Genomic DNA, 14873 nt, shown 5'->3' on the forward strand with positions numbered 1-14873 from the left:
CATGGGGCGAGCAGGCGGCCAGCGGGGGCGGCACATGGCGCACAGCCGGGCGAGCCGATTCCTACCTTTGATGGAATGAACCACATCGAGGAGCGAAACCCCAACCACCCGGGCGAGATGGGGACGGATGCCCGCTTGGCCGAGGACAAGCGTGAGCCAGCGGAGCTGAAGGCCCGCGCCCAGGCCATTCGCCTTCTCCAAGAGGCGGGTGTGGAGGCGCTGGTGGGCGGCGCGTACGCAAGCTCCCAGTACACCGGCATCTGGCGCGACACGAAGGACTTGGACCTCTTCGTGCGCGAGCGCGACGGGGAAGCCGCCCTGCGCGCCTTCGAGGCCAAGGGCTGGAGCACCAAGTCGCGCGTGCATGGCTGGCTGCACAAGGCCTACCTGGGCAATTACCTGGTGGACCTCATCTACGCGTCTGGCAACGGGATCACCTGCGTGGACGATGCCTGGTTTACCCACGCCCGCGAGGCGGAGGTGCTGGGCGTGCGCTGCCGCATCCCTCCCCCCGAGGAGATTGTCTGGAGCAAGGCCTTTGTCCTGGAGCGGGAGCGCTACGATGGCGCCGAGCTCAACCACCTCTTCCTCACGGCGGGCCGCAGCTTCGACTGGGGCCGGCTGCTGGCCCGCTTCGATGGGCACTGGGAGGTGCTCCTCGGACACCTCATGTTCTTCCGCTACGCCTACCCCTCCGACCGTGACGTGGTGCCCGATTGGCTCATGCGCGAGTTGCTGTCGCGCACCACGGATTCGCTGCACGAGGGACCGTGGGAGGAGCGCGTGTGCCGCGGCCCCCTGTTGTCCAACTGCAACTACGAAGTGGATGTCTCGGAGTGGGGCTACCGCAGCGGACTCAAGGATGGCAGCCGGGGCGACGGTTCCCCTACGGGCACCTCCAGCCAGCACTAGGATCACCGGGTGCCGCCGGGGGTTTCTCCAGGGCGTCGGGTCGTCAGGGCTCACGGGTGAGCCCTGGCCGCCTGTAGGTTCTCCCCCTACTCACCGCTGTTCGGCGGAGCTAACTGGTTAGCTCCGGACTCGCGCCGCGCCTCACCGGTGAGCGGTGGCTGTATGGCGGAGCTAACTGGTTAGCTCCGGGCTCGCGTTCTGACCACCCTGGCCCCCACGGGTGAGGTAGGTGGGCGGCGCAGGACGTGAGGCGTCATCGCCTCTGTCTGGAGCAGTGCCCTAGCGTGCAAGCCTCTCGCAGCTGGGGGGTGCCCATGAGTGCAGCGCTGGGGCCGGCATGGCAACGGCTGAGGCAGAGCCATGGGCCGCTGCTCTTGAGCATGGTGCTGCTGTGGAGCGGCTGCGTGCCGGTGCACGGCTCGGCGCCCGCGCTGCTGTTCAACCCCAGCATCACCGCCTTCGATAGCCAGGTCAGGCCTCGCGGCCGCAGACAGCGGCGCTTGGCGCAGCCTCCAGCACCTCGCTCGGAGGACTGCCCCACCGCGCCTGAAGGCTGGCCGGAGCAGGCTGGCAGCGACGAGGAGGTGCTAGGGCCGCTGCTGGCCTGCGGCTCCGCGGTGGGCTTCCTCCAGTTGCAGCGCCAGGTGGACATGGCCCAGGTCCTTGAGCGCTTGGGCGACTGGAGCGCAGTGCGACTGGGAGCGCTGGGGCCGCTGCGAGACAGCCGCGCCGCCGAGGTGCTCACCCGCAAGAGAGCTTCCTTCCTGCTCAAGGCCACCGAGGAGTACGGCGCCTATGCGCAGGTGTTCGCCCTCTTCATTCTCCACTCCTCCTGTGACGACGAGCTGCAAGCGCTGCTCACGCTGTTGGCCTCACACAAGCAACTGTCCCAGACGCTGGGCACCCTGCCCGCGGTGCGCCAGGAGCTGGAGCGTCGGGGGCTGCCGCTGTCCTCCTTCCCCGAGCGCGCGGAGCGGACGGGGGATGTGCTCCGTGGGCTGGGACGCGCGGGCAGGGACGCGCTCAACACCTCCCCAGTGAGTGACGGGGCGCGCTTCGCGAACATGAGCGCTCAGGCTCGGCAGATGCCTGCGCCTTACCAGCAGGCCCTGCACCAGTTGGGACAGGCGATGACACTGGAGCACTTTGCCCCGGACAACGTAGCGCTGGGCAGCTTTGACCAGCTGACGTTCGGGGTGCCGCTGGGCTTCTATCACCTGGGCCAGGGCACGGTGCACGGGCTGCAGTCGCTGCAAGAGGGGCAGTACGAGCAGGCCACCCGCGAGCTGGTACCTGCGGCGCTGCTGGTGGCGCTCTACGCGGGCGGCAAGGGCGGCCGCTACTTGGCCTCTGGGGAAGGGAGCGCCCTGCGCCCAAGACTGCCAGAGCTGCGTCTGGAGACGCTGCGGCACGTGGCGTGGCAACTGTCCGAGCGGCTGGGGCTGGAGGGGCTGGCGGAGGTGGCCCGCTACGTGCGCGCCAGCCGTGAGGCTGCAGTGTTCGTCACCGCCGGAGGCGAGCCCGCAGCGGTGGCCTTGTACGAGGCCCGGGGCAACCTGGCCCGGGCACAGGCCACTCTGGCCAAGGCCCTGCCTGAGAGCACCGGCGCCGCTGAGCCCAGGCCCCCTTCAGGCGCAACATTGGGAGGACTGGCCTCGCTGGTGGACGAGGCCGCAGGCCACACGCGCGAGGTGGTGGAGGCCAAGCTGCTCCAGGTTGAGCTGGAGACTCAGGGCCCCCGCCTGCCAGCAGACCCCGCGCTGCTGCGCAAGCTCCAGGCCACGCTCGACACCCCGCCCCCCGGGGTGCCCGAAGGCTCCCCCTTGTGGAGCGATTACCTCGCCTACCGGCGCGCTCGCCTCGCCCTGGTGGAAGAGGGCACTCCTGCCAAGGGCCCTCTGCGCTGGGAGCCCTATGAGCGCTTGCGCGGCGCCTTTGCACGAGGGCTGGCCTTCGAGCGCTTCATGATCTCCGTGCTGCGAGAGGACGCGGCCCTGCCGCCCACCCAGCGTCGCTGGCTGAGCGCCTTCACCCAGCCTCGCATCGAGGTCCACGTGGGCCTGTCCAAGCCTGATGTGCCTGGGGTGCGCTTCGCGGATGTGCTCGTCATCGAGCAGCGCCCACCCTCAGGCCAGCCACCCCGTGTGGAGACCTTCAGCTTCAAGAGCCGCTTCCTCAAGCCGCTCGCGGGCGAAGCATTGGAGGCACCCATGTTGATGGATGCACGCGCCGCACAGGAGTATTACGGCGGCAGGGTGAACATCCGGCGCTCCTCCCTCAAGGGCAGCGTCCAGGTGCAACGCGTCCGCCTCGTTTACGAGGGCGGCAGCCGCATGCCCAATCAGTACCTCCTGAATCGTGCCATTGAGAACGTCCAGGAGCATGTGAAGGGAGTGGAGGTGAGCATTCAATGAAGCTGTTGACCGGGACAGACTTGAACCGGGAGGACGCCCTCTGCCTGGAGTTCAGAGGGACATATGACGCGAAGGTGAGACTGGAGCACGCGTTGGAGCCCTTCCTCCAGGTGCTGGAGCAGTATGCGGGGGAGTGGATGCCGAGCCTTGTCAAAGGCAAGCGGCGGCGCACCTACTCCCGCGCCGCCTTCTGGAAGGCACTCCAAGATAAGGCAGATGACAATGTCTCGACCCTCTACTTGGAGCGCCCCACCGAGCCCGCGGTGTCACTGGAGCTCACTCTCTTTCGCGCGGAGGCACCCGGAAAGCTGAGAGTCATTCTCCTGGCTCAACCCTTCTCCTTCTTCGCGCAGGAAGAGCGCTGCCGCGAACTGGTGGAGTTGGTACGCGCCTGGGCCTGCCACTACCCCACCTCCCATGCCTTCGCAGGCAGCTACGCCGACAGTCTGTTGGCGGACTCGCCCTGCTTTGGCCGGGACATGCAGACCACCGTGGCGAATGGGTTCGACCAGCTCTACGAGGTGTTCTGGCTCAACGTCTTCGGACCCAAGCTGGTGAACCTGTTGGGCCGCGAGCGCCTGCTGTCCACCCCCGCCCACCGCGTGGAGGAGCTTCCCAACGGCTGTGTGCTGCTCGTCACCTGGCCCATCGCTGCCCACTTCTCACACCCCGAGGCGCGCCAGGCTCAGGCCCGCGCCTTCGTCCACCTGCGCCCGGAGCTCACCCTGGACACCGTGCTGCGCTCCCTCCACCAGCGCAACACCGCCCTCGTCCCCGTGGAGCCCCGCTTCCACCCGGACGTGGCTCCCCTCCTCTTTCGCCTCTTGGACAACACCTTCATCAGCGAGCGCCAGCGAAAGATCGCCGAGTTCAACGCCCACCCGTTCCCGGAGCCGGAAGAGTGGTTGCCCGCCGATGCAGCCCTGCCCTCGGACGTACCGGACACGCACAAGGCCCTGGAGCACCTCTCGCTCCTGGCCGAGTCCCTGGTGGCCATTCTCCACTCCGAGGTGCCCTCCGTCCTCCAGCAGACCCCCGAATCCCTCACCGACGCCGACCTCGACTTCTGGACCTGGAGCTTCCCGGAGCGATTCGAACGGGACCAGATTGACGGCCGGCTGGTGCCTGCCATCGGCGCCTACCTGGGCGAGGTGATGGTGAAACACCTCGGCGGCCAGTGGATTGCCCGCAAGAAGCTGGAAGAGTCCCAGGTGCGCGTCGGCTCGCGCGTGTGGCTGCCCTTTCTGCGCGCCCACAAGTCCATGCGCTCGTGCCAGTCCCTGCTGGACTTCTCCCTCACCCAGTTCTACCGCGCTGCCGAGCGCCACCGCGGCTGAGCTTCCGGGCCTCGCTCTCCGGCAAGCCGCGGAAGCAAGCCGGATCCCCCCCTTTTTCGCTCACAGTCCCACATGGGAAGTGCCCACCTGGGCTCACACGAGGCGGGCAGTAGGAAAAGCCGTGCCCGGGGACATTCCTGCGGACCCTCAACCGAAGAAATTACGGCTCCCTCCCCTCCCTTCAGGGCAGCCGACCTGTGCAAAGGGTTGATTTTCCTGGAACTTGAGGCTTCGGGCGCGTTGGCCAGCGCTTTGCTTTAGCTCCGGGCGTGACGCGGAGGGCACCAGAGATGACGGAGCGGGCGAAGCGGGCTGCGGGAGTGGCGAGGGTCTTTACGCAGCAGCCGGAGCGGCTCGCGGCGGCGTGGCGGCGGGTGCGGTGCATGGGGGGCTCGCAGGCCCATCCGCCCCAGAGCCTGCTGGATGGGCTGGTGGAGCCCTTCATCCGCGAGGTGGGAATGAACCTGGCGGGGGCGAACAGCAGCGCCTGGACGCGGACGCGCGCGGTGCTGCGCCTGTCTCCGGAACGGGGCGCGCGGGCCCTCTATGAGGAGTTCGCCCTGCTGCGCCGCTGCATGGTGGACGCGGTGGAGGTGCTGGGCGGCGGGGATTCGGAGCGCGCGGTGGTCAACCGCAGCGTGGACGAGGCGGTGGACTCGGCGGTGGCGCTGCTGCACCGCCTGAGGGATGTGGCGGCCGAGGGGCCTCGGGTGCCCTTCGGGGGTTTGGTGGTGGAGTGGTACGAGCGCTCCTCGGAGGTGCGGGCCCAGCCCGGCGCCGAGCCCGCTCGAGCCGCGCTCCACTGAGGATGTGCCGATCCGTCCGGCTTGACGCTTCCGCGAGGGAGTGTCCGAGGGCCGGCGGAGGATGGGGGCGTGCCGCGCAGGCGGGGGTCTGTGTGGCGCGAAACGGGGGGCGTGCTCCCGGCATGGGGGCTGGTTGAGCACGCCAGAAGGCCGCTGGGACGCGTGGATGGGGGTCTGCGCGCCTCGCCGGTCGGACGGATCGGCCGTGTTGTCGCAGGACTGCTGGGGGTGGTGCTTCGGGGAGGGGGACGCGGGGGGGAGTGCCTTCGGGGGTGGGCACTCTCTCCCGCGTATTTTTTTGGAGCGCGCGCCTCAGTGGGCGTCCGCCCACGTCTTCCCCGCGCCCACGTCCACCTTGAGCGGCACCTTGAGCGTGGCCACCTGGGACATGCACCGGCGCGCCAGCTCCTTCACCTGCTCCACCTCGGCATCCGGAGCCTCGAAGAGCAATTCGTCGTGCACCTGGAGGAGCATCTCCGTGCGCAGGCCTTCCTTCTGGAGCGCCGCGTCCACGGCGAGCATGGCCTTCTTGATGAGATCGGCCGCGGTGCCCTGGATGGGCATGTTGATGGCGGCGCGCTCGGCGGCCTGGGCCACCTGCCGATTGCGCGAGTGGAGATCCGCCATGAGCCGCCGCCGGCCGAACATCGTCTCCACGTAGCCCGTCTTCCGGGCCTGCATGACGGTGTCCTCGAGGTAGCGGCGGATGCCGGCGTAGCGGGTGAAGTAGCGCTCGATGATGTCGCGCGCCTCCTCCACGGAGATGGACAGGCGGGTGGACAGGCCGTGCGGGGACAGGCCGTAGGCGATGCCGAAGTTCACCGTCTTGGCCACGCGGCGCTGGTCGCGATCCACCTTGTCCGGCGTGGTGCCGAAGATCTCCGCGGCGGTGCGGCTGTGGATGTCCTCGTCATGCAGGAAGGCCTCGATGAGGACGGGGTCCTCGGCGATGTGGGCCAGCAGCCGGAGCTCCACCTGGCTGTAGTCGGCGGAGACGAGCTGGTGGCCCGGCTCGGCGACGAAGGCGCGGCGGATCTCCCGGCCCAGGTCCGTGCGGACGGGGATGTTCTGGAGGTTGGGATCCGTGGAGGACAGGCGCCCCGTGGCGGTAGCCGCCTGATGGTAGGTGGTGTGGATGCGGCCGTCCTTGGCCACGAGCCCCGGCAGCGTGTCCAGGTAGGTGCTCTTGAGCTTGGAGACGGAGCGGTACTCGAGGATGGCGGCGGGCAGCGGGTGCTGCTCGGAGAGCTTCTCCAGCACCTCTTGATCGGTGGAGGGGCCCGTCTTGCCCTTCTTGAGCACGGGCAGCTGGAGCTTGTCGTAGAGGATCGTGGCCAGCTGCGGATTGGAGCCGATGTTGAACTCCTGGCCCGCGAGCTGGTGGATGTTCTTCTCCTTGGCCACGCACTCGGCGTCCACCTTGGCGGAGATCGTCTGGAGCACGGAAGTGTCCAGCTTCACGCCCCGGCGCTCCATATTCGCCAGGATGGGCAGCAGCGGCAGCTCCAGCTCGCTCGCCAGCTTCGCGCTCCCCACCTCCTCCAGCTCCTTCCAGAGCATGGGAGCCAGGCGCCGGGCCGCATCCGCGCGCTCCGCGTAGGCCTGGGCGAGCTCCTCGGGGTTGTGGTCGGCCAGCGCCCGGGCCTTCTTGCCTCCGGCGGGCAGCGCGGGCAGCTCCGTGTTCAGCCGCTCGCGGGCCAGATCCGCCAGGGCGTGCTCACGGCGGGACGGGTTGAGCAGGTAGCTCAGCAGCTCCACGTCATCATGGGCGCCCTTGAGGGTGAGCCCACCGTTGGCGAGCACCAGGGTGAGCGCCTTGAGGTCATGCCCGCCCTTCTTCACCGCCTCGTCCGAGAGCAGCCCGCCCAGGATCGAGCCAAAGGCCGCCACCGGCACCTGCTTCGCACCGAGCACCTGGTGGCGCAGCGGCACATAGGCGATGCGGCCATCGGGCAGCGCGAGCCCCAGGCCCACCAGCGGCGCGGTGAAGGGGGCGCCCTCGTAGGCAGGCACCAGGAACACCGAGCCGGCGGAGCGCGCGGCCTCGGCGAATGACTTCAGCTCCTCCTCGGTGGTGACAATGGTGGCGGGAGCGGCAGCGGCGGCGGGCGCGGGAGCCTCCGCGGGCTTGGGAGCGGTGGTGTCCGCGGGCAGCTCATTCACCAGCCGGTAGAACTCCAGCTCCGTGAAGAGCTGCTTGGCGCGGGCGGTGTCGAAGGGGCGCCGGGCGAGCTGGGCGATGGTGGTGTTCAGCTCCAGGTCGGTCTTGAAGGTGACGAGCTGCCGGGCCATCAGCAGGGAGTCCTTGTGGGCGGCGATGGCCTCGCGGATCTTCGGCTTCTTCACCTCGTCCAGCCGGGCCAGCAGCGTGTCCACGTCGCCGAACTGCTGGATGAGCTCCGTGGCCGTCTTCGGACCAATGCCGGGCACCTTGGGGACGTTGTCCACCGCATCGCCCACGAGCGCCAGGTAGTCGCGCATCTGCCGAGGCTCGATGCCCAGGCGCTCCTTCACGTCGGCGGGGCCGGTGTGCACGTCCTTCATCGGATCGAAGAGGCGCACGTCCTCGTCGACGATCTGGATGAAGTCCTTGTCGCCGGTGACGACCTGGACGCAGAAGCCCTCGGCCTTGGCGTGCTTCGCCAGGGTGCCGATGACGTCATCCGCCTCCCACCCGGGCACCTCGAGCACGGGCAGGCTGAGCACCTCCACCACCTTGCGGATGAGATCGAACTGGGGGACCAGATCCTCGGGAGGCCCCTCGCGGTTCGCCTTGTAGTTGGGATCGATCTTCTGACGCTCGGTGCGGCTCTCCTTGTCGAAGGCGAGCGCCACGTGCGTGGGCTGCAGATCCTTGAGCGCCTTGAGCACCATGCGCGTGAAACCGAGCACGGCATTGGTGGGCACCCCCTTGCTCGTGGTGAGCGGGGGGATGGCGTGGTAGGCGCGGAAGATGAAGCTGGAGGCGTCGATCAGCGTGAGGACGGGCGCGGAGCGCGTGGGGCTCGGGACCATGTCCCGGCCTTAGCGCGGCTCCCCTGCCCTGTCCACGCTTGTCACAGGCGGCACAGCGAGAGCCTGCCGCCCTACTTACACTGCAGCTCCTCTTTCTTCTTGGCCATCTTCTCCTCGAGCCCGTCGCCCGGCACGGCCCAGTTGGCGACCTCGGCCAGCTCCGCGCAGCTGCCCGCGCCGCCAAACAGCTGCGTCCCCCGGGTGGAGCAGACGTTGGAGAGCACGCGGATCAGGTCCGTGTTGCCCTTGTAGAACCGGAAGCCGATCTTCCACAGCTTGCAGGCGCGCAGCGGATCCTCGCGCTTGATCCAGTCGCGGCCGCGCTCGTAGGCCTTCTCCGCGATGTCGTTCTGGATGTTCTTCCGGTAGAACGAGGGCACCGTCTCCCACATGTCCATCATCAGGCGCTTGTCGATCTCCAGCGCCTCATCGAAGGGCTCGGCGGCCCTCTCCAACTCGCCGGCGGTGAGCAGCGTCTGGCCCGTCTTGAAGAGCTGATCCACGGTGCCCACGTCCTTGATGAGCAGGTCCGTCTGCCCGTGCAGCGCGGCCTGCTCGTAGTTGGAGCGCACCTTCTGGAGCTTGGAGAGCGACTCGTTGCCGCGGCCGGCCCAGTAGTCGAACAGGGCGGAGTTCATATAGGCGTTGGAGTACTTCTCCTTGAACATCCGCTTCACCCTGGCAGCAGGGCTGTCCGTGTCCTCGCGCTCGCTGTCGTAGCCGGCCGCGCACTTCCAGGTCTCGGCGTTCGGATCCAGCTTCAGACGGGCCTGGAGGAAGCGGACGAACATCTTGTCCTTCGGGCGCCACTGGCGCTTGCCGACGCGGCCCTCCAGGGACAGCGTGTAGCCAATGGGTGGCTCGAGGTCCTCGCGCGTCTGCTTCTGGCACCAGAAGCCCATGTACCGGTCGCACCGGGGCACCGCCGCCTGCCACTGGTTGTCATCCAAGTAGCGCTTGCAGTCGTCCAGGGCCTTCTTCTTCACCTGCACCAGGGCCTCGTCCACCTTGATCTTCGCGCGGCGGAAGTACTGGCTCTCCTTGGGGATCTTCTGGAACTGATCGAGCGCCTCCTCTTCCTTGAGGCGCGTCAGCAGCTTGGTGCCCGCCTCGAAGTAGGCGTGGGCCTCTTTCTCGACCTTGATCTTCTTGATGAGGGTGTTGACCTCGGTGTTGATGGGATCGAGGACGCGGGCCTCCTCGCACTTGGCCTCGGCCTTCTCCCACTGGGGCTCGCTGCCCATGTCCGTGGATGCGAACGAGCGGCACTGGCTCAGCAGCTCCTGGACCTTCTCCTTGAAGTTCTCCCCGACCACCTCCGGACCATCCCCGGTGGGGAAGTCAGGCGGCGGCGGGGGCGGCGTGGTCAGCTGCTTGACGACGCCCGCGGCCAGCAGCAGCGACACGGCGGCACCGGCCACGATGAACAGCTTCTTCTTCTTGTTCGCGGCGGGCGGTGCGTCGCTCGGGTCCACCTTGCCCTTGCCCTTGCCCTTGACGGCGGGGCCCGCCCCGCTGCGATCCCGGCGCACAGGCACATTGGAGGGCTCGTCACCGGACTCGTACACCACCTCCACCATGCCGAACTGGATGATGTCGCCGGGGTTGATCTCCACCGGCTCCTGGCCCAGCCGCTCGCCGTTGAGGAGCGTGCCGTTGGCGCTGCCCAGATCGCGCAGGAACACCGCCCCACGGGGGTTGCGCTCCAGCTCCGCGTGCTTGCGGCTGATGGAGTCATCCTCGAGCATGACGGCGGCCGGCGGCGCGCGGCCCACCACCAGCTTGCCCTTGAGGGGATAGGTCTTGTTCGCCCAGGGCCCCGTCAGGCCCCGGAGCACCGGCTGGGGTGCCGCCCCGGCGGGAGCGGGGTTCGGCGCCGAGCGCTCGCCCTTGGCCAGCCGCTCACCGGGCGGACGGGCCGGCTTGAGGGTGGGCAGCGCGCGGGTGGACCTCGGGCCGCCCTCCTCGGGGGCGGGCTCCGCCGGAGCCGGCTTCGAGGCCCGGCGCGCACTGGTGGCCGGACGGCCGCCGCCCTTGAGCTTCAGCTCATAGTCCCCGAGCACCACCTGGGCCTGGGGCGTGAGCACCACCGCTTCGCCAATGCGCTCTCCGTCGACATAGGTGCCATTGGCGCTGCTGAGATCCTCCAGCATCACCTTGCCACCCTCGACGAAGATGCGGGCGTGCTGGCGCGACACGCCGCCCTCGGTGAGGACGAGCTCATTGATGTCCTGGCGGCCAATCTTCAGCTCGCCGGACAGCTCATGCTCGGTCTCACTGCCATCTGGATGCTTGACGACCAGTGTGGGCATGACGGATCAGTCCTCGCGGAAGATGCTCATGTTCACCGGGATGCCCTTGCGCTGAAGGTCATCGTAGAACTTGGGCACGAAGCCGGACGCCACGAAGCGACCGCGGATCTTGTTGTCATCCGTGAAGCCGTCCTGCTTGTAATAGAAGATGTCCTGGAGGGTGACGATGTCGACCTCCATGCCGGACACCTCGGTGATGAAGCAGATCTTCCGCGTGCCGTCCGAGAAGCGCGTCTGCTGCACGATGATGTGAACGGCGCTGGCGATCTGCTCGCGGATGGCCTTCACCGGCAGCTCCATGCCGGACATGAGCACCATCGTCTCCAGGCGGGCGATGGCGTCGCGCGGCGTGTTGGCGTGCAACGTGGTGAGCGAGCCGTCATGGCCGGTGTTCATGGCCTGGAGCATGTCCAGCGTCTCGCCGGAGCGGCACTCGCCCACGACGATGCGATCCGGACGCATGCGGAGGCAGTTCTTCACCAGGTCTCGGATGGTGATGGCGCCCTTGCCTTCCAGGTTGGGCGGACGGCTCTCCAGCTGCACCCAGTGCTCCTGGGGCAGCTGCAGCTCGGCGGCGTCCTCCACGGTGACGATGCGCTCACCTTCGGGGATGAACGAGCTGATGATGTTGAGCGTCGTCGTCTTCCCGGAGCCCGTGCCGCCGGAGATGACGATGTTCTTCCGGGCGCGCACGCACATCTCCAGGAACTCGGCCATCTGCGCGGTGACGGTCTTGTACTTGATGAGATCCTGGATCTTGAGGGCGTCCTTCTTGAACTTGCGGATGGTGATGCAGGGGCCCTTGAGCGCCAGCGGCGGGATGATGGCGTTCACGCGGCTGCCGTCCTTCAGGCGCGCGTCCACCAGCGGGCTGGACTCGTCGATGCGGCGGCCGATGGGCGCCACGATGCGCTCGATGACGCCGAGCACCGCCTGGTTGGAGGAGAACGTCTTCTCCGACAGGGTCAGCTTGCCACGCTGCTCGATGTAGATCTGGCTGGCGTGGTTCACCATGATCTCGCTGATCTCCTCGGACGCGAGGAACGCCTCCAGCGGCCCAAGCCCCAGCGCCTCATTGATGACGTCGGTGAGCAGCTCCTCCCGGTCCACGTCCTCGGGGAGCTCACCGTCCGCGTCCATCTGATCGATGATGTCGCGGATGGCCTTCTCGGTGCGGCGCCACAGCTCCTCGTCGCCGAGCCGGTCCATGTCCATGCGGCGCAGATCGAGGTACTCGATCAGCCGGTCATGGATTTCCTTCTGGAGGCGGGTGTAGCGCTCCAGGCGCGGATCCACCTTGCGCTTGTTCTTCTGGAGCGCGGCGGCCAGTGAGGCCGGCATGTTCTTCTTGGGCTCGGGCGCGGCGGCAGGCGCGGCGGAGGAGGCGCGCACGGGCATGGGCGCCGGAGGCTCCTCCTCGTACGGCTCCTCGTCCTCGTAGCCCTGCTCGTCCTCGTAGCCCTGCTCGTCCTCGTAGCCCTCTTCGGGCGGAGGATCCTCTCCGGCGGCCGGGGCGGCGCCGGTGCTCAGCTCATCCAGCGGCTCGACGTTGATGATGTAATCGCCGATGTAGACCTTGTCCGTGGGCTTGAGGACCTGCGGCGCAGCGATCTTCTTGCCGTTCACGAACGTGCCGTTCGTGGACTTCATGTCCAGGACGATGAACTTCCCGTCCTTGGAGACGATCTTGGAGTGGTACTTGGAGACGTTGCCCTTGGCCAGAACGATGTCGTTCCCGGCCAGGCGGCCAATGGTGATCTCGTTCTTCTCGAACTCGATCTGCTCGGTGCCGCCGCCCTTCTCGGCAAGAGTGACTAGAAACATGGGGGCGGATGGTAGCAAGCGCCCTCTCCGGCTCAAAGAGGGTGGCGCGCCTTTCGCAAGGGCATGAAATGCCGAGGCCGGCGCCCATCTCCCGAGGGAGACGAGGCCGGCCCCAAGCCAGGCAAGCAACCAGACAGGTTCAGTCGAAGATGTTGAAGTTGACCTCGCTGCGGGCCTGCTTGTAGCGCGTCTTCACGTCCTCGATGATCGTGCGGATCTTGTCCGAGTCCGGGTTGACGATGCGCGGGGTGACGAAGATGACCAGCTCGCGCTTGGTGGAGTCGAACGCGCGGCTCTTGAAGAGCTCGCCCACGATGGGGATGTGACCGAGGCCGGGCAGCTTGGACACGGCCTTCTGCTCGTCGTGGCTGAACACGCCAGACAGGACGATCGTCTCGCCGTGGCGCACGGTGACGTTCGTCTTCACCTTGCGGGTGCGGAAGCCGGGCACGGACGCGGAGCCACCGAAGGACACCGCCACGGAGGTGTCGATTTCCGAGGCCTCGGCCTCGATCTCCGTCTGGATGTTGCCGTTGCGGTCCGCGGTGGGGCGCAGGTTGAGGATGACGCCGTAGGGCTTGAACTCGACGGAGAACTGGTTGTTGGTGATGAGGGGAATCGGAACCTGGCCGCCGGCGAGGAACTCGGCCTTCTCACCGCTGGCGCACACCAGCTTGGGCTGGGCCAGCAGGCGCCCGTAGCCGTCGTTGGCCTGGAACCCGAAGGACATCTCCGAGCCCGCGGCGAACGTCAGGCTGGAGGTGCCCGAGCCGAACGTGCCGGGGAACAGCTCCTGGGTGATGCTGGCGCCGCCCGTCACGTTGCCGGTGATGTCCGTGGGGTAGCGGATGCCGTACCGGTCGCGGCTGTTGCGGCGGATTTCCACGAACTGCACCTCGGAGAGGATCATCCGCTTGATGCCCACCACGAGCAGGTTCTCCACCTTCTCGCCGATGGCCTTGGTGATCAGCTCCGCCTTCTGCAGGTCCTGCTGGCTCTCCACGGAGCCCTCCAGGAAGATGGTGGAGCCCACCACGTTGGCCTGCACGTTGCGCAGGCCCGCCTTCTGGAAGGCCGCGTTCAGGTTCTGCGCCACCAGCTTCTTGGCGTTGGGCGCGATCTTCACGAAGCTCTTCACGTTCGGGTACAGCGACACCACCTGGTCGATGCGATCCGCGTCCTGCGTGGTGTACGCCTGGCCGTCCAGGTAGATGCGGTCACCCACCATGCGGACGGACACACCTTCGATCTCACCGAGCAGCTTCTTGATCTCGGCGATGATCTCGTTGGGGTCCTGCCGGCGCACGGCGATGAGGTAGCTGACGCGCTGGCCCGACGTCTTCCAGATGAGGAGCGTCGTCTTACCCTCGGACTGGCCGACGATGAGGACCTGGTTGTTCCCGATGGTCTTCACCTCGGCGATGTTCGGATCGCCCAGGGCGATACGGGTGATGCCCGGGATGGTGACCACCTTCTGCGTACCCACGCCCAGGGCGATGGTGCTGCCCTCCTGGGCCTGGGAGGTACCAGCCAGCAGCAGCGTCAGGAAGACGCCCAGCCCAGCGGCGTGGTGCGTGAAGCGTGTAAACATCGTGCGAGTCCCCTCTGCGCGTCGAATCCGAGCTAGCTCGAGTTTGTCTGCTGCCACCACATGGCCCAGAAAGTCCCCAGGGCGATGGCCACCCCGTAGGGAATGTGCCGCGGTGCTGCCGGTGCGGCCTCCGCGCTCAGCAGCCGGGCCCGGACGGCCCAGCGCCGCAGCACGGCGGACAGCGTGTCCCAAACCTCGCCCTTCCAGATGATCGTCACCACCGCCTGGAAGGCGCCCGCCAGGGAGATGAACGCCGCGGCCGCCATCACCGCGGGAAAGCCCATCACCGCTCCCACCCCGCCCATCAACTTCACGTCGCCCCACCCCATCCGGCCGCGCAGCGCCCCGGGCACCAGGATCACCGCCAGCCCTACCCCCGATACCAAGCCGCTGATCAGCCCCGTATTCAGATCGCCCACGCCGTCGGTCCACAGGCGGACCCCCAGCGCGATCACCACCAGTGGATAGGTGACGACGTCGAGGATCCTTCGGCGCAGGACATCCGTCACCACCGAGATCACCAGGGCTACTCCGAGGACTGTCCACAACGCGCTCTGAACAGGGGTCATCCGTCAGCCTGGCCGTTCTGCGGCCAGGCTCCCGGACTAAATCAGGGAGCCCCGCATTCAGTCAATTGTTGAACACCCCGGAGGCCCTGCCAA

9 protein-coding genes are annotated in these 14873 nt (G+C 67.6%); 4 read left to right on the forward strand and 5 right to left on the reverse strand.

Annotated features, from left to right (window positions below; genetic code table 11):
• The first annotated feature begins 75 nt into the window (after positions 1–75).
• From DB31_RS11360 to DB31_RS11375, 4 genes are all read left to right on the forward strand, one after another.
• On the forward strand, positions 76–912 hold the full coding sequence (locus tag DB31_RS11360) for a nucleotidyltransferase family protein (protein ID WP_338034290.1): 837 nt from the start codon (positions 76–78) through the stop codon (positions 910–912).
• A 314-nt stretch (positions 913–1226) separates the two neighbouring features.
• On the forward strand, positions 1227–3326 hold the full coding sequence (locus DB31_RS11365) for a hypothetical protein (protein ID WP_240486633.1): 2100 nt from the start codon (positions 1227–1229) through the stop codon (positions 3324–3326).
• A complete protein-coding gene (locus tag DB31_RS11370) occupies positions 3323–4663 on the forward strand; it encodes a hypothetical protein (protein ID WP_044186048.1) in 1341 nt (446 codons plus the stop codon). Before DB31_RS11365 ends, DB31_RS11370 begins: the two co-directional genes overlap by 4 nt.
• A 290-nt stretch (positions 4664–4953) precedes the next feature.
• Entirely contained in the window at positions 4954–5469 is a 516-nt protein-coding gene (locus DB31_RS11375; RefSeq protein ID WP_044186049.1) for a hypothetical protein, read from the forward strand.
• 312 nt (positions 5470–5781) lie between these two features.
• On the opposite strand, the gene polA is transcribed toward DB31_RS11375, so the two are convergent.
• The 5 genes from polA to DB31_RS11400 all read right to left on the reverse strand — a co-directional run bounded on the left by polA (position 5782) and on the right by DB31_RS11400 (position 14780).
• Entirely contained in the window at positions 5782–8484 is a 2703-nt protein-coding gene (gene polA / locus DB31_RS11380; RefSeq protein WP_044186050.1) for a DNA polymerase I, read from the reverse strand.
• A 71-nt stretch (positions 8485–8555) separates the two neighbouring features.
• Positions 8556–10796: an FHA domain-containing protein gene (locus DB31_RS11385; protein WP_044186051.1), complete on the reverse strand. Its 2241-nt coding sequence runs from the start codon at positions 10794–10796 to the stop codon at positions 8556–8558.
• A gap of 6 nt (positions 10797–10802) precedes the next feature.
• Positions 10803–12620, reverse strand: coding sequence for a TadA family conjugal transfer-associated ATPase (locus DB31_RS11390; RefSeq protein WP_044186052.1), 1818 nt, complete (start codon positions 12618–12620; stop codon positions 10803–10805).
• A gap of 139 nt (positions 12621–12759) precedes the next feature.
• The gene (locus DB31_RS11395; protein ID WP_044186053.1) at positions 12760–14211 is read right to left on the reverse strand and encodes a type II and III secretion system protein family protein; all 1452 of its coding nucleotides are present in this window, start codon (positions 14209–14211) and stop codon (positions 12760–12762) included.
• A 32-nt stretch (positions 14212–14243) separates the two neighbouring features.
• Positions 14244–14780: an A24 family peptidase gene (locus tag DB31_RS11400; protein ID WP_044186054.1), complete on the reverse strand. Its 537-nt coding sequence runs from the start codon at positions 14778–14780 to the stop codon at positions 14244–14246.
• Positions 14781–14873 lie beyond the last annotated feature (93 nt).

Source organism: Hyalangium minutum (genome assembly GCF_000737315.1).
GTDB lineage: Bacteria > Myxococcota > Myxococcia > Myxococcales > Myxococcaceae > Hyalangium > Hyalangium minutum.

Coding starts and splice junctions, on each gene's coding strand:
- DB31_RS11360 (WP_338034290.1), top strand. CDS start 76: ATGAACCACATCGAGGAGCGAAACCCCAACCACCCGGGCGAGATGGGG.
- DB31_RS11365 (WP_240486633.1), top strand. CDS start 1,227: ATGAGTGCAGCGCTGGGGCCGGCATGGCAACGGCTGAGGCAGAGCCAT.
- DB31_RS11370 (WP_044186048.1), top strand. CDS start 3,323: ATGAAGCTGTTGACCGGGACAGACTTGAACCGGGAGGACGCCCTCTGC.
- DB31_RS11375 (WP_044186049.1), top strand. CDS start 4,954: ATGACGGAGCGGGCGAAGCGGGCTGCGGGAGTGGCGAGGGTCTTTACG.
- polA (WP_044186050.1), bottom strand. CDS start 8,484: ATGGTCCCGAGCCCCACGCGCTCCGCGCCCGTCCTCACGCTGATCGAC.
- DB31_RS11385 (WP_044186051.1), bottom strand. CDS start 10,796: ATGCCCACACTGGTCGTCAAGCATCCAGATGGCAGTGAGACCGAGCAT.
- DB31_RS11390 (WP_044186052.1), bottom strand. CDS start 12,620: ATGTTTCTAGTCACTCTTGCCGAGAAGGGCGGCGGCACCGAGCAGATC.
- DB31_RS11395 (WP_044186053.1), bottom strand. CDS start 14,211: ATGTTTACACGCTTCACGCACCACGCCGCTGGGCTGGGCGTCTTCCTG.
- DB31_RS11400 (WP_044186054.1), bottom strand. CDS start 14,780: ATGACCCCTGTTCAGAGCGCGTTGTGGACAGTCCTCGGAGTAGCCCTG.